This is a genomic window from Kineococcus sp. G2 (assembly GCF_037154035.1).
Classification (GTDB): domain Bacteria; phylum Actinomycetota; class Actinomycetes; order Actinomycetales; family Kineococcaceae; genus Kineococcus.
Genome location: NZ_JBBBEM010000066.1, coordinates 1 through 14,162, shown reverse-complemented (window position 1 = coordinate 14,162; position 14,162 = coordinate 1). Strand labels below are relative to the sequence as shown.

Genomic DNA, 14,162 nt, shown 5'->3' with positions numbered 1-14,162 from the left:
CAGACCGGAGACTGGCCCCCGATCACCCACATATCAAGCAGATGAGTGCGGTCCGGGCGTCCTGGCCAGCGGGATGACCGGCAGGTCTCCTGACAGGATCCGCAGGTGTCCTGGAAGCCGCCGATGCAGGAGCGTCCCCCGTGTGATGAACGGATCGAGGCGTGCCGTGACCGTGGAGCTCACCTGCAGCACGCTGACGGCCGCCGTGCGGCGCTGTACTGCCGCGTTACCACCGGCTGGACCTGCACGGGTGGGCACATGTGGTGGCGGCGCTGGTCAGCACCGCACTACCGGCTCGAAGGGCTCTGGTTCGAAGGCGATGACCTGATCAGCGACTTCGTCACCGACGGACAGGACCTGGTGGCGACTCTCGATGACTTCGACCGGGGTGTCTTCGTCTTCGTGGGCGAGCAGTGGCAGGTGCGGTGGATGGACGATGACGCCTCGCGCGCCTTCCGTGAGAGGCACGACATCGAGGTCTACCAGTTGTGATCCTCGCGCGCGGATCGCGGCACGTGCGTGCATGGTGCGCTGAGCGGGAAGTTCCCGAAGGACCCTCGCCAGCTGCTCGGCCCACCGATCCTGGAGGCGTGGAGACTGAGGTGCCAGAGGCGTCCGTGCGTCGTCCACCGTCGCTCGGTTCGGTGCTCGTGGTGGCGCTGATGCTCTTCGCCGGCTCGGCGCTGGCGTGGGTGATCTGGCAGCTGACCGCTTCGGGTCGCCCGCCGCAGGCGTTCACCGACCGCGAGCCGTACCCGCAGTGCCCACCGGTCACGGTGGCGCAAGGGCAGGCGCGGCAGGAGCAGGCGGCAGCGGCGCCTTGGGAGGCGTGCTTGTCGAGTGTGGACGCGCAGCGCGACGGCGCGGAGGCGAGGGTGACGAGCCCGACCACGGAAGGGGACCCGATCACGACGTACTACCGCCGGGCACCCGGGGGTGGGGGTGTGGAGGTGTTCATCGACGCCACCGCCGACTCCTTCGGTTCCGGGGAGTGGGAGCACCTGCGGTGCGCGGACGTGGCGGCGCTGCGCACCTTCGAGAGCTGCTGGACTGCGTGAGCGCGCTGAGCATGCGCTGAGAGGTTTCTCGATGGGATGGCGGGAGCAGGAAGGCCGCTCAGCTGCCGTAGGGCGCTGCGTGGGTGGGGACTGGCTGCTGGTGCCGGCGCTGCCGGCACGCGCGCGCTCATCGCGGGATGACCGCGCGTTCGGACCCGCGGTGGACAACGGTGCTGCAGGCGGGAGCGAACATGCCGGGGTGGGCAGTCACTGCTCGGGAGTGTCGGTGGTGGTCTGCAGCGAGACCGTCCGGCAACCCATGGTGATCTTGCACGGTTGAGCCCTCAATCGGGCGAGATCACCACGGGAGGGGACATCACGACATCGACACGAGCGGACGTCTCGGCCGGTCACGATCGCGCGCTAACCGTGGGAAGAGCGGATGCCCACCTGGCACGCTGATCGTGTGGTGAGCACCTCGATGCCTGAGCTGGCGGCTGCGCTGCAGGCGGCTGAGGAGGGCAGCACCACCGGTGGCGGCTGGCCCGGGCACCTGCTCGCCGTGCAGCAGGACGCCTGGATGCTCCTGGTGGAGGTCGAAGCGTCGCTGGTCGGGCTGACGCGCACGCGACTGGCCGGTGGTCGTGTTGAGCACGGCCAGGTCCGTGAGGCGCTGCGTGCTCTGCGAGAGCCGGTGCTGCGGTCGTGGCCGGCTGATGAGGTCGAGCGGTGGCGGCGGGTGGCTGAGCTGCTGTCGGCGCGCTGAGGGCGGGATGCCCGTGAGGTCGACACCTCGCTGCGGGCACCCGCCCGCGGCCCGACGGTGCGCACTACGGGCTACGCCGGCGACCGCCGGGAGTGCTCCGTAGGGTCGTAGTGTGGCGCACCTGATCAACCCCCGGGCCAGTGTCGCGGCCTCCCCGCGAGCAGCAGCCGCAGCGCCGGGCTGGGAAGAGCACTCCGTCTACGCTGGCGCTGCCGACCGCGACGACGCAGCCTTCGCCGCCTGGGTCGATGAGCTCATCGACGACGCCCGGCCCGGCTCACCCCGCCCAGAGGGTTTCGTTCCCTCCACCAACCTGTGGTGGGTGGAGGGTGAGCAGTACCTGGGGCGGGTGCAGGTGCGGCACCGCCTGACTCCGTTCCTGCGCGAGTTCGGTGGCCACATCGGCTACTACGTCGTCCCGCGGGTACGTCGGCGAGGGCACGCCACCGCCATCCTCGCTGCTGCGCTGCCGGTGGCGGCAGCATTGGGCCTCGAGTGCGCGCTGGTGACCTGCGACGTGGACAACACCGCCTCGCGTAAGACGATCGAGGCCAACGGGGGCCTGCTGCAGGATCAGCGGGGACCGAAGCTGCGCTACTGGGTGCCCACCGGCCCTGCCCTCGCGTAGCCGTACCTGCGCATCGCCCCGGGGACTACCCAGGAGCCTCGGCCAAGGCCCCCTGGCTCGTGGAATGAGCGCGCACCGCGCCATGACCATGGCCAGCTAGATGCTGGTCTTCCTGGGACGGGAGCGTGAGGCGACGACGACCACGCTCTGCTGCACATCTCGGCAGGTACCGCCTACATGCGAGCGGCTGAGCTGCGTAGCCAGGCCTCCAGCCGGGCTGCGCCGACCGTGCGCGTCAGCGGCGACTGCGCGCAGGCTTGCGCGGCCATCTGACGCAGCGGCTCTAGATCGAAGTCAGTGCCCACGTAGGTGCCGATGAAGGCGTCGAGCAGCCAGTCCTCGAGCTCGTCGTCGCAGCGCGAGTCGCTGAGCGCTTCCAGGATCAGGCCAACGGCGGTCGGGTCTCGGTATCGCAGGACGTGGGCTGCCACCGCGGCGACCACGAAGGTGTCGGAGTGAAGTAGCAGGTCGATCAGGACGGCTCGGTCGCCGGGGAAGGTGCCTTGGGCAAGGGGGCGAATGTCACCTTTGGCCTCAACCGAGGCGTGAAGCTGATCTTTGAGCCGGGCGAGGAAGCTCACTGATCGTGCTCCTGACGTGGCGGGGGCGTGCCGCGTGGACCGGTTCGCGGGCTTCGACTCTGGGTCGACATGCCTTGACATGATCGCTCACCACGCGGGATGACCGTGACGTCGGTCCTGGCGTTGTCCGACCGCGCCCTGCAGGTTGAACAGGGGTTGGCCTTACGGGGACGTTGATGTCGGATCCACCGGGCAGAGTCCTCGACATGATCTTCGAGGGGTCTCACCGATGATCGACCTGCTCAACGTGGCGACGCCGCCTTGGGAAGAGGACCTGCTGGCCGCCGCTGCGCCCGGAGGGCTCGTGGACGTGTGGTCGCTAACGCGTACCGAGCGCATCGCAACGCTCGAGACGGTCTGGGGTTCTGGCGGCGGTTGGCGGGGTGCGCTTGTGCCCGGTGAGCGCCCGGTGGTGGTCGCCGGCGCCTGGGAGCGGCACGGTGTGTGCGGCTACGACCTGTCGGGGGAGCGGCTGTGGCAGGACCGCAGCCGCACCAACGTCGAGGCCGTGACCGCTCTGGCTGGGGGCCGTGTCGTCGTCACGCACCTCCGCAGGGCCACCCGCGTGCTGCAGGCAGCCACCGGCGAGGAGGTGCGTTCCCTGCGGGGAGTGCTGAGGGTGATCCCGCTGACCCCCGATCTCTCGCTCGGGGTGGGCGGCGACTGGTGCCGACTGCTGGATCGTTCGCTGGATCCCACCGGACCCCGCATCGCGACGGGTCTGAGCCCGGTCTGGTCAGCGGCCACCGACGGCGAGCACTTGATGACCTGCGAGATCGGTGGGCCGTTGCGCATCCTCGACCCCGAGGGACGGGAACGCGCGAGGTGGACCGACCACTTCCGGCACCTCGTGCATGACCCGGTCACCGCCACCTGGGTGGTGGTCCATGAAACCGATGAGGGGCAGGTGTCCCTGCTGCGGCTCGACTACGACGCGGCTGTTCTGGACAGGCAGCCCTGTGAACGCCCACGCGATGTGGCCACCATGCGCGCCGGCAGGTCCTTGATCTTGCTCACGGACAACGGCGTGCGCGTCGTGGACTGCTCGGACTGGAGCACCCGGGTGTTCGAGGCCGCGTGAGCTGAGCGCCGCACAGGCACCACGCCGGAGGAGGGTCATGCAGACACCGAGCATCCTCCGCATTTCGACATGGCAGGACGTCGTCACTGGCGTCCATGATCGCGCGCTGAGCGCGGGATGACCGTGAGGTCGGGTCGATGCTCCGCGTCAGGCTTCAGCGACGTGTCGCAGGACGACGACGTTGCTGGTGTCTACTCCGCAGAAGCGCCCGTACATGCCGATCATGCTGTTCTCATCGGCTCCACCAGGCAGAGCGTTCAAGGCGACGATCATGCCGTCGCCGCTGACGCGCGAGCCCTCGGTCAAGCTCACGTCGTCGGACAGGTGCACGGTCTTGTCGTCCTGGACGGCGTCGTCGGGCCACACGACCCACAGACCGTCTGCGGCCTGATCCGCAGGCGAGAGCACGTCGAGGGTGAAGCAACCCTGTTCGGTGACGCGCACGACACCGTCAACGGCGACAGGGACGACCTCGAAGCCTTCGAGGTCGCTCAGGTGCGGGATGCCCATCCCGACGCTGGCCTCGGAAGGGCTGCAGGCGCTCAGGGCTCCGACGGCGGTCAGGGTCATCAAGAGCGTGATCGTCCGTGGGGTCCGCATCGACCTGCCTTCCGATCGGGAAGTACCAGCGTGCTGCTGCTCGGGGACGGGCGCGGCCAGTACGAGCGAACGTGATCGTGCTGTGACTGCGCGGTCCCGGACGAGCAGGTAGGCGACGAGCATGTTGCGCAGATCGGCAAGTCCGTGAAGTCGCGGGGCGCCCCGGACCACGCGCTGTCCGCGGGATGACCGGTAAGTCGGGAGGCTCGCCGCGATGCTGGATGGTCGGCGTCAGAGCGACTGCGTCACCTCACCCTGCTGCAGATGACTTCTCGTTCCTGCGCTGGTGGCGCTCAGCAGCGAGCCGGTGAGCGATGACCACGAGCCCGCGCACGGCACTGGCGCTGCGCTGGGCGGGGTTGGACACGCACAGCCAGCCCAGGCGGGCGTACGCCGGGTGGGGCAACAAGACGTCTGATTCCCGGTAGTCCAGCACCGCCAGGTCCTCAGGGGCAGGTGCCCGGCGCGGGTGGTGCCCGCACTGCTCCTCATAGGCGTGCGCGCCGACGTGGATGTTGACGCGGAAGGCGCCGGGGCGTTCTAGACCGCAGGTCGGCTCGTCTGGGTAGTCCTTGGTGGTGATGGTGGCGAACGGCTGACCGGTGCTGGGCAGCAGCCCGTCGGGTGAGTAGTAGAAGAAGCTGTCGCCCCAGGCGATCGGTGGGGCGTCATCGCCGGCGCCGGGTCGCCAGGCGACGACGTGGGGCAGGGAGCACACGTGGTCGATGACCTCGTCCTCGTTCATGACCTCGTCCATGCCTTCCACTGTTACGTTCACGTGCATGTGCAGGGTTGTCCGGCTCGGGCAGCGTGCAGTCGGTGACCAACCCTGCACGGGGCATCGTGCGCACCGGTGAGGTGGCCCACCGGGTGGGCTGCTCGGTGCAGCAGGTGCGCAAGCTGGAGCGCACCGGCGTGCTGCCGGCCGCGCAGCGCAGCCAGTCGGGATACCGCACCTACGGTGAGCGGCACCTGCGCTCGGCCCTGGCCTACCGTGCGTTGGCGGTGGCGATCGGGCCGCTGGAGGCGGGCAACGTCATGCGCGGTGTGCACAGCTGGCCGCTGCAGCAGGTGCTGAGCACGCTGGATGCGATCCACGCCGGTCTGGATGCTGAGCGCCGGCTGCTCGCCGCGGCCACCAGGGTCGCGGCTGCGGTCGCTGCGGAGGCGGTGGGTGAGGTGCACCCCGCTGATGCGATGAGCGTTTCCGAGCTGGCTGGTGCGCTGGGCCTTCGCGCCTCCACGCTGCGGCACTGGGAAGCAGTCGGCTTGGTGGTGCCGGGGCGTGATGGTCGTGGGCATCGCCGCTACGACCCGCTGCAGGTGCGTGATGCGCGCCTGGTGCAGCAGCTGCGCATGAGCGGCTACCGCGTTCAGGCGCTGCGTGAGGTGATGCCGCAGCTGCAGCACGGTGGTGGCGACGGGGTGATGAGCGAGGCGCTGCTCACCCGTGCCCGCACCGTCACTGAACGCTCCCGGGCCTTGCTGGAGGCCGCAGCGCACCTGCACGCGGTGGTCAGCTAGTGGTGGCTGATCATCAGGGCATGTCCGCAGTTCGGCACTTCGGCACTTCGGCACCGCTGAGATCGGCTACTGGATCGATGCGGGCCACCAGGGGCGGGGGCTGGTGACCCGGGCGGTGGGCGCGTTCGTGCAGCACCTCGTCGAGCAGCGGGGTGTGGCGCGGGTGGAGATCCGGGCTGCGGTGGGCAACCAGCGCAGCCGTGCGGTGGCCGAGCGGCTGGGCTTCGAGCTGGAGGGTGTTCTGCGCTCAGCTCAGCCGGCGCTGCAGGGCCGTCACGACGTGTGCGTCTACGGCAAGACGGCACCTCCTGAGGCTTGACTCCGCAGACGGTGCTGCCTTCGTCGCAGGCCTGGGCGTGGTCGGCGACCATCCGCAGATCGACGGGATCGCGAAGTGGCAGCGCAGCTCGACGGCGGCGACGCACGCCCACGCGCGACCCCGAGGAACCCGGTCCGCCCGGCCCGGCCCGCGGGGAGCACCGTTCCGGCAGGATCACCCCGTGACCTCCCCGCCGGTCCGTGCCCACGACGTCCTCACCGCCGTCCTCGCGGCGGCGATCGTGCCCGACCCGGCCGGGCGGCACCGCCGCACGGCGGGCTTCGCGCAGTACGTGCCGCACCAGCAGCGCGCCGACGCCGTGATGCGCCGCCTGGCTCCCGCGCTGTCGGTGGCGTCGACGGGGTCCGGGCTCCTCGCCGCGGGGAGCCTGGTCCGTCGCGCCCCGGCCGCCGCAGCCTGGCGGGCGGTGTCGGTGGCGGCCGTGGCGGGGGCGGTCGCGCTCACCGTGCGCGTGCACGTGCCGTTCAACCGGCAGCTGCGCACGTGGACGCCCGGCGAGGAGGTCCCCGGCTGGCGGGAGGGCCGGGCGCGCTGGGAACGTGCCCACCACGTGCGGCGCGGCCTCGTCGTCCTCGCCGGCGCGGCCGTCCTCGCCGCCCGCCGCCCAGCCCACCCCACGGAGGAGACCCGATGACCGACGACCACGCCGCCCTGCTCGCCGAGCTGGAGGCGCAGGAGGCCGAACTCGTCTTCGACGCCTTCGACAACCTCACCGCGTGGCGGCTGGGCACCCTGCTCGCCGAGCGCGCCGTGTCCCTCGACCTGCCGGTGGCGATCGCGGTGCGGCGCAACGGTCAGCGCCTCTTCCACGTCGGCCTGCCCGGTTCGTCCGCCGACAACGACGTGTGGCTGGACCGCAAGATGGCCGTGGTGGACCTGTACGGGCGCTCCTCGTACCTGGTGGGCACCCGGTTCCGCGCCGCCGGCGGCCACTTCGACACCGACTCGCGCCTGGACACCGGCCGCTACGCCGCGCACGGCGGCGCGTTCCCGGTGCTGGTGCGCGGCGTCGGCTGCGTGGGGGCGGTCGCGGTGTCCGGGCTGCCGGAGGCGGAGGACCACCGCGTCGTCGTGGAGGGCCTGCGCGCGTTCCTCGCCCGTCCCTGAGCCGTGACCGCCGACGCGCTGGTGAGCCGGCTGCGCGCCGCCGGGTGCGTGTTCGCGGAGCGGGAGGCGACGCTCCTGCGGGAAGCGGCGTCCTCCCCCGCCCACCTGGACGCCCTCGCCGCTCGCCGGGCGGGCGGGGAACCGCTGGAGCAGGTGGTGGGGTGGGCGGGGTTCCGCGGGTTGCGGCTGCGCGTGGAGCCGGGCGTGTTCGTGCCCCGGCACCGCTCCGGCCTCCTCGTGGACCTGGCGGCTCCCCTGCTGGCGCCGAGGTCGACGCTGGTGGACCTGTGCTGCGGCACGGGTGCCCTGGCGGCGGCGCTGGCCGCGCGCCTGCCGGGGCTGGTGGTGCACGCCGCCGACGTGGACGCGGCAGCGGTGCGGTGCGCGCGGGTGAACCTGCCCGGCGCCCACGTGCACCGCGGCGACCTGTTCGACGCGCTGCCGGCCGCGCTGCGCGGCGCTGTCGACGTGGTGGTGGCGAACGTGCCGTACGTGCCGAGCGGTGAGGTGGCGCTGCTGCCGCCGGAGGCGCGCGAGCACGAGGCGCGCACCGCCCTGGACGGCGGGGTGGACGGGCTGGGGGTGCTGCGGCGGGTGCTGGCGGGAACGGCGGCGTGGTTGCGGCCGGGCGGGTCGCTGCTGTCGGAGGTCGCCGACCGGCAGGTGGATGCGGCGCTGGCGGCGGCGGCCGCGGCGGGCCTGGAGGCTCGTGCGGTCGCCGACGCGGAGCTCGAGACGACGGCGCTGGTGGTGCGCCGGCCGGCCTGAGGGGCGACCCGCCCCGGGGTCCCTCAGACGGTGGGGTCGCCGTCCGGCAGGCCGGTCACCGTGGTCAGCAGGAACACGGAGTCCTCCAGGGCGGAGACGGAGTGGCGCTGGTGGACCAGCTCGACCAGTTCACCGGCGCCGACCTCGGCCTCGTCCTCACCGGCGGTGATGCGCACCCGGCCCACGAAGACCTGCAGGGTCGCCGCCTGCGGGGGGTTGTGCTCGGAGAGGCCCTCACCGGCGCGCAGGGCGATGAGGGTCTGGCGCAGGTGCCCGTCGTGCACGAGCAGGTGTGCGCTGCGGCCGTGCGCGGAGGTGCGCGCGGTGCTCAGGTGCTCGTCGGTGGCGTGTCGCAGGTCGACCACGGTGTCCTCCCGGGGGTGCGTGCTGACGGGTGATCAGTCTCCCGGTGGCGGTGGCGCCCCGCACGCGGGGCACGCCGCGTCACCGGGGACCTCCCGCACCGCCCCGCACCCCGGGCACACCAGGTGCAGCCAGCAGACCGCCTCGCCGCTGTCGGTGCCGTCGTCCCCCTCGCCGTCCACGCGGGTCCCTCCCGTCAGGTCGCCATGTCCACGAAGCGCGAGTAGTGGCCCTGGAAGGCGACGGTGATGGTGTCGGTGGGGCCGTTGCGGTGCTTGGCGACGATGAAGTCCGCCTCGCCGGCGCGCGGGGACTCCTTCTCGTACATGTCCTCGCGGTGCAGGAGGATCACCATGTCGGCGTCCTGCTCGATGGAGTTGTGGACGGCGATCCCGTTCGCGACGAAGTTGTGCCCGCCGGCGATGGTCGCGTCGAACACCTGCTCCTCCCCGTCGGGTTCGACGGCGACGACCTCGTCCCACAGCACGTCGTTGACGGCCATGACCTCCAGGTCCGCGTCGCCGAGCACCTCCGCGACGCGGGCAAGACGGGCGCGCGACGGCGCGTGCTTCCACATCGTGCTGCCACAGAACTGCGTGCCCATCGCTGCCGCGAACTCACGGTGCGTCATCCCCTTCTCCACGAGAGCGCGGCGCACGTCATCCCACACCTGCCGGGGCACCGTGTCCACGTTCGGATTGCCGCTGAGGTCGCGCACCACGTCGAGCAGGCGCTCGGCGGAGGCGCCGCGGGCTCCGTGGACTCCGATCTCCTGCAGAAAACGGCGCTGGTCGTCCGCACCCGATACGTCGAGCGTCCAACCCGAGCGGTACGAGCCCTTCGGCGTCGCCTGCCGCACTCTTGTGGAGATGCCGAAGCGCAGCAGCAGCCGGGACAGGTCCTCCACGAGTCGACGACTCGTGGAGGCGTAGTAGATGCGCCCACCACGCCCGCCGGCGTGAACGGTGACCGAACCGTCCGTGGCCCAGATGTGTCGCAGGAAGAGGGCCACCTGCCGCTTCGGCAAGTGGAAGAGCTCCACGGGGACGAACTTCTCGTAGCTGCGCAGGCCGAAGAGCCCGAGGTCGTCCAGCCACTCGGCGATCGGGTTCCGCTTCCCGTGGGTGAGGCGGTACGGAGCGGGCAGGCGCAGCGTGGTGCACCGCGCAGCCGCGTACTCGTCGCGCACGGCCGTGATGCCGAACGCCGAGGCGGCTGCCTCGGTGACGGCGGCGAGGTTGGCCTCGTCGACGCTGGCGTAGCGCAACGGCTGACGACGCACGAACGAGCCGTCGCCGATCAGGTGCGCGAGCAGCAGGACGCGGTCGTCCTCCCAGCTGGCCACCCGCTCGGGCCCAGGCACGTGGCGCGGCACCGCGAGGCGGTCCCCGGCGCTCAGCTCACCCAGCGGCCTCCACCCGTCGTAGGTGAGGAACGGGTGGTTCGCGGTCGCCCGCACCTCCTTGCCGGAGGCGAGGCGCAGGCGGAAGACCGGCTTCACCCCGGTGGGGAACACGTGGGTGAGGTGGCGGCGCACGTAGCGCAGCGAGTCGTCCAGCGCCCACACCGGCACGTCGCGGGCCCGGAGAGCGAACAGCTCCTCCAGGCTCGTCTCCGCGCCGGTGTCCGCGCGCAGGACGCGCGTGTCGGCGGTGAGGCAGCCGGACTCGCGCAGGTCGCTCATCTGCGGCTTCTTGTCGGTGCGCTGCTCGGGGCCGCGGTTCAGCTGCGACAGCGCGATGACGGGGACCTCGAGCTCCTTCGCCAGCAGCTTCAGGGCGCGGGAGAACTCCGAGACCTCCTGCTGGCGGCTCTCCACCCGCTTGCCCGACGTCATCAGCTGCAGGTAGTCGACGATGACGAGCTTGAGGTCGGCGCGCTGCTTCAGCCGCCGGCACTTCGAGCGGATCTCCATCAGCGACATGTTCGGCGAGTCGTCGATGTACAGCGGCGCCTCGGAGATCGAGCCCATGGTGCGGGCCAGCTTCGTCCAGTCCTCCTCGCGCATCGTGCCCTTGCGCATGTTCTGCAGGGGGATGCGCGCCTCCGCGGACAGCAGGCGCATGGAGATCTCGTTGCGGCCCATCTCCAGCGAGAAGATCACCGACGCCAGGCCGTGCTTGATGGAGGCGGCGCGGGCGATGTCCAGACCCAGCGTGGAGTTGTGCGTGGGGACCATCGACGGGCCCGCCAGGTACAGGTGGTCGTCGTTCGACACCTCCACGCAGCGCACCGGCACCGACGCGACCGGTGCGACGTCGACGACCCAGCGCACGGGGACGCTCGCCGAGCGCCCGGCGAGCGCCTCCTTGAGCTGGAGGCGCTGCTCCTCGAGGCGGAAGACGCCTCCGGTGGGGGTGAAGGCGAACGTGGACAGGCCTGCGTCGTGGCGCTGGGAGACCCGGTGCCCCAGGGAGTGCAGGAGCTCCAGGACGCCCGCCGCGACGTCGGGCTCGGCGGTGCTCCACTCCACGCGGCCGGACGGCGTGACCGTGCCGGCGGCGTCCAGCAGGCCCGCCAGGAGGGCGCGGCGCTGGGCGAGGGAGGCGCGCAGGTACGCGGGCGGGACGGCACCGGCCGGCCCCTGCACGGCGCCCGTGGCGCCCTCCGCCTCCAGCTGCACGACGAGCTCCGGTGCGGGGGCGTCCGGGCCGCTGGTGGCGCCGGTCCACCCGGACAGGCGGGCTCCCAGCAGGTACGGCGCCTCGGGCAGGTCCGCCTCCGGCAGGTCCAGGGGGGCGCAGGTCTCGACGCGGTGCGCGAGACCGCGGCGCAGGTCGGCGGCCAGCTCGGCGGTGGTGCGCACCGCCACCGGCTCCTCGACGGTGCTCGTGGCCCACTGGTGCTGCGCGTCGGCGAGGACGGTGCTGCCGTCGGAGAAGCGCACCTCGTAGCAGGGCCGGTCGAGCATCACGTCGGTCGCCGCGACGACGCGGGTGGGGCGGCCGTCGGCACCGAGCAGCTCGTCGCCGACCCGCACCTCGCCCATGGTGGTCCACCCGGTGGGGGTGGGCAGGGGCGTGTCCAGCGCCAGGGCCTTGCCCACGGCCGGCCTGGCCGCGATGACGATCATCTGGCCGGGGTGCAGGCCGTTGGTCAGGCCGTCGAGGTCGGCGAAGCCGGTGGGCACGCCCACCATGCCCTCGCCGCGGTGGGAGCTGGCCTCGATCTCGTCGATGGCGCCCTCGATGACGTCGCCGAGGACGGCGTAGTCCTCCTTCACCCGCTTCTCGGTGACCGCGTACACCTCGGCCTGGGCGGAGTTGACGATGGCGTCGACGTCCATGCCGTCGGCGCCGTAGCCCATCTGCACGATGCGGGTGCCGGCCTCCACGAGGCGGCGCAGCACGGCGCGCTCGCGCACGATGCGGGCGTAGAAGCCGGCGTTGGCGGCGGTGGGGACGGTGGAGATGAGGTCGTGCAGGTACGGGGTGCCGCCGACGCGGGCGAGCTCGCCGCGGTTGGTGAGCTCCGCGGAGACGGTGACCGGGTCGGCGGGCTCGCCGCGCGAGTAGAGGTCGAGGATCGACTCGTAGATCAGCTCGTGGGCGGGGCGGTAGAAGTCGACGCCCTTGAGGACCTCCACCACGTCGGCGATGGCGTCCTTGGAGAGCATCATCCCGCCGAGCACGCCCTGCTCGGCGGCGATGTCCTGCGGGGGCATCCGCTCGAACGCCTCGCTGCCCACCTCGGGCCCGCGGTCGCCGCCGTCGCCCCGTCGCCGGGGACCCTTGGAGCCCCCGGACCGGGCCGGCGCGTCGTCGAACGTCGTCACGCTGCTGCGCCCCTCTTCCCCGCCACCCGGGGACGGCCGTCCACCGGTACTGCCACCGCTGTCGACCGAGGTCTACCGGCAGGGTCCGACACCACGGTCCCGGCACAGTGGCGCACCCGGGGAGCAGCGGTCAAACACGCCTGTGCACAGGCCGGTTGACAACCTGTGGACGAACTGGGGGTGGTGGTGCACAGGGGGTGGACAACCCTGGGGACAACTGACGGATCCGCACCCCCCGCCGTCGTCGCACCGCCTCTGACCTGCGACGATGCCGTCCACCCGCTGTGGAGGGGAAATCCACCGGGACGACGGGAGGCCGACGGTGGGGTTGCGGTCCGGTAACGGTTCCGTGCGCCGGCTCAAGGCGGGGCCGCGCGACGCCGACATCGCCCGGTTGGCCGTGCCCGCGCTGGGCGCCCTGGTGGCCGAGCCGCTGTTCCTGCTGGCCGACTCGGCGATCGTGGCGAGCCTGGGCACGCTGCCGCTGGCGGGCCTGGGGGTGGCCGGGGCGGTGCTCAGCGCCGCCGTCAGCCTCTTCGTCTTCCTCGCCTACGGCACCACCGCGTCCGTCGCCCGCCGCCTGGGGGCCGGGGACGCGCGCGGGGCCCTCGCCGCCGGCGTGGACGGGGTGTGGCTGGCGCTGGGCCTGGGCACCGTCGCCGCCGTCCTCGCGCACGCCGCCGCCGGTCCGCTGGTGGACGCCCTGGGCGTCTCCGCCGCGGCCCGCCCGTACGCGCTGACGTACCTGCGCACCAGCCTGTGGGGGCTGCCCGGGATGCTCGTCGTGCTCGCCGCGACCGGCGTGCTGCGCGGCCTGCAGGACACGCGCACGCCGCTGGCCGTCGCCGCCTCCGGCGCCGGCCTCAACGTCGCCCTGAACCTGCTGCTCGTGCACGGCGCCGGGTGGGGCATCGCCGGGTCCGCCGCCGGCACCGCCGCCACGCAGGTCCTCATGGCCGCGGTGCTGGCGGGCGTGGTGGTGCGCGGGGTGCGGCGCGCGGGCGCGCGGGTGCGCCCGCACGGCCTCGGCGTGCTGCGCAGCGCCCGCGACGGCGTGCCGCTGCTCGTGCGCACCCTCACGCTGCGCGTCGCGCTGCTGCTGACGACGTACGTGGCCGCCGCCCAGGGCGACTCGGGCCTGGCCGCCCACCAGGTGGCGATGACGGTGTGGACGACCACCGCCCTCGCGCTGGACGCCCTCGCCATCGCCGCGCAGGCCCTCGTCGGCCGGGACCTGGGCTCCGGCGACGTCGCCGGGGTGCGCGCCACGGTGCGCCGCACCTCGCAGTGGGGGGTGGCCGTCGGCGCCGTCCTCGGGGTGCTCGTGGCGGCGACCTCGTGGCCGGTGGCGGGCCTGTTCGCCCCCACGGCGCAGGTGCGCGGCGACCTGGCCGCCGCCCTGGTGGTCGTCGGCCTGAGCCTGCCGGTGGCCGGCTGGGTGTTCGTGCTGGACGGGGTGCTCATCGGTGCCGGTGACGGGCGGTACCTGGCGCGCGCCGGGGTGGTGACCCTGGCGGCGTACGCGCCGCTGGCGCTGCTGGTGCTGGCCGTGGCGCCGCCGGGCCGCGCGGGGCTGGTGTGGCTGTGGGTGTCCTTCGCGGGCGCCTACTCCGCGGCCCGGCTGCTGACGC

15 protein-coding genes and 1 pseudogene are annotated in these 14,162 nt (G+C 72.5%); 11 read left to right on the top strand and 5 right to left on the bottom strand.

Features of this window, described 5'->3' with window-relative positions; all coding sequences use genetic code 11:
- Nucleotides 1–105 precede the first annotated feature (105 nt).
- The 4 genes from V9U69_RS10860 (at nt 106) to V9U69_RS10845 (ending at nt 2,392) form a co-directional block, all read left to right on the top strand.
- The gene (locus V9U69_RS10860; RefSeq protein WP_337061815.1) at nt 106–492 is read left to right on the top strand and encodes a hypothetical protein; all 387 of its coding nucleotides are present in this window, start codon (nt 106–108) and stop codon (nt 490–492) included.
- Between the two features lie 98 nt (nt 493–590).
- The gene (locus V9U69_RS10855; RefSeq protein WP_337061814.1) at nt 591–1,058 is read left to right on the top strand and encodes a hypothetical protein; all 468 of its coding nucleotides are present in this window, start codon (nt 591–593) and stop codon (nt 1,056–1,058) included.
- A gap of 409 nt (nt 1,059–1,467) precedes the next feature.
- Complete coding sequence (locus V9U69_RS10850) at nt 1,468–1,764, top strand: hypothetical protein (protein ID WP_337061813.1); 297 nt, start codon at nt 1,468–1,470, stop codon at nt 1,762–1,764.
- A 112-nt stretch (nt 1,765–1,876) separates the two neighbouring features.
- Entirely contained in the window at nt 1,877–2,392 is a 516-nt protein-coding gene (locus tag V9U69_RS10845; RefSeq protein ID WP_337061812.1) for a GNAT family N-acetyltransferase, read from the top strand.
- A gap of 173 nt (nt 2,393–2,565) precedes the next feature.
- Here the strand turns inward: V9U69_RS10845 and V9U69_RS10840 are convergent, their stop codons facing one another.
- Nucleotides 2,566–2,973, bottom strand: a complete 408-nt coding sequence (locus V9U69_RS10840) for a hypothetical protein (protein ID WP_337061811.1) — start codon at nt 2,971–2,973, stop codon at nt 2,566–2,568.
- A 229-nt stretch (nt 2,974–3,202) separates the two neighbouring features.
- Between V9U69_RS10840 and V9U69_RS10835 the strand changes: the two genes are divergently transcribed.
- Complete coding sequence (locus V9U69_RS10835; RefSeq protein WP_337061810.1) at nt 3,203–4,054, top strand: hypothetical protein; 852 nt, start codon at nt 3,203–3,205, stop codon at nt 4,052–4,054.
- A gap of 147 nt (nt 4,055–4,201) precedes the next feature.
- On the opposite strand, the gene V9U69_RS10830 is transcribed toward V9U69_RS10835, so the two are convergent.
- Entirely contained in the window at nt 4,202–4,624 is a 423-nt protein-coding gene (locus V9U69_RS10830; RefSeq protein WP_337061809.1) for a hypothetical protein, read from the bottom strand.
- A gap of 280 nt (nt 4,625–4,904) precedes the next feature.
- The gene (locus V9U69_RS10825) at nt 4,905–5,411 is read right to left on the bottom strand and encodes a DUF6194 family protein (protein WP_337061807.1); all 507 of its coding nucleotides are present in this window, start codon (nt 5,409–5,411) and stop codon (nt 4,905–4,907) included.
- A 62-nt stretch (nt 5,412–5,473) separates the two neighbouring features.
- Between V9U69_RS10825 and V9U69_RS10820 the strand changes: the two genes are divergently transcribed.
- The 5 genes and pseudogenes from V9U69_RS10820 (at nt 5,474) to V9U69_RS10800 (ending at nt 8,393) form a co-directional block, all read left to right on the top strand.
- Entirely contained in the window at nt 5,474–6,178 is a 705-nt protein-coding gene (locus V9U69_RS10820; protein ID WP_337061806.1) for a MerR family transcriptional regulator, read from the top strand.
- A 28-nt stretch (nt 6,179–6,206) separates the two neighbouring features.
- Nucleotides 6,207–6,497, top strand: a pseudogene (locus V9U69_RS10815) (GNAT family N-acetyltransferase); the annotation flags it as partial.
- A 181-nt stretch (nt 6,498–6,678) separates the two neighbouring features.
- Nucleotides 6,679–7,152 carry an anthrone oxygenase family protein gene (locus tag V9U69_RS10810; protein ID WP_337061804.1) on the top strand — a complete coding sequence of 158 codons (474 nt, stop codon included), beginning with the start codon at nt 6,679–6,681 and terminating at the stop codon, nt 7,150–7,152.
- Nucleotides 7,149–7,625 carry a heme-degrading domain-containing protein gene (locus tag V9U69_RS10805; RefSeq protein ID WP_337061803.1) on the top strand — a complete coding sequence of 159 codons (477 nt, stop codon included), beginning with the start codon at nt 7,149–7,151 and terminating at the stop codon, nt 7,623–7,625. The genes V9U69_RS10810 and V9U69_RS10805 overlap by 4 nt, the downstream gene beginning before the upstream one ends.
- A gap of 3 nt (nt 7,626–7,628) precedes the next feature.
- On the top strand, nt 7,629–8,393 hold the full coding sequence (locus tag V9U69_RS10800; RefSeq protein WP_337061801.1) for a putative protein N(5)-glutamine methyltransferase: 765 nt from the start codon (nt 7,629–7,631) through the stop codon (nt 8,391–8,393).
- A 23-nt stretch (nt 8,394–8,416) separates the two neighbouring features.
- On the opposite strand, the gene V9U69_RS10795 is transcribed toward V9U69_RS10800, so the two are convergent.
- Both V9U69_RS10795 and V9U69_RS10790 read right to left on the bottom strand, forming a co-directional pair.
- The gene (locus V9U69_RS10795) at nt 8,417–8,758 is read right to left on the bottom strand and encodes a cupin domain-containing protein (protein ID WP_337061800.1); all 342 of its coding nucleotides are present in this window, start codon (nt 8,756–8,758) and stop codon (nt 8,417–8,419) included.
- A 194-nt stretch (nt 8,759–8,952) separates the two neighbouring features.
- Nucleotides 8,953–12,420: a replicative DNA helicase gene (locus tag V9U69_RS10790; protein WP_337061817.1), complete on the bottom strand. Its 3,468-nt coding sequence runs from the start codon at nt 12,418–12,420 to the stop codon at nt 8,953–8,955.
- A gap of 460 nt (nt 12,421–12,880) precedes the next feature.
- Here V9U69_RS10790 and V9U69_RS10785 point away from each other — a divergent pair.
- On the top strand, nt 12,881–14,162 hold a 1,282-nt coding region (locus V9U69_RS10785; RefSeq protein WP_337061798.1), incomplete at its 3' end, for an MATE family efflux transporter.

Coding starts and splice junctions, on each gene's coding strand:
- V9U69_RS10805 (WP_337061803.1), top strand. CDS start 7,149: ATGACCGACGACCACGCCGCCCTGCTCGCCGAGCTGGAGGCGCAGGAG.
- V9U69_RS10790 (WP_337061817.1), bottom strand. CDS start 12,420: ATGCCCCCGCAGGACATCGCCGCCGAGCAGGGCGTGCTCGGCGGGATG.
- V9U69_RS10825 (WP_337061807.1), bottom strand. CDS start 5,411: ATGGACGAGGTCATGAACGAGGACGAGGTCATCGACCACGTGTGCTCC.
- V9U69_RS10830 (WP_337061809.1), bottom strand. CDS start 4,624: ATGACCCTGACCGCCGTCGGAGCCCTGAGCGCCTGCAGCCCTTCCGAG.
- V9U69_RS10835 (WP_337061810.1), top strand. CDS start 3,203: ATGATCGACCTGCTCAACGTGGCGACGCCGCCTTGGGAAGAGGACCTG.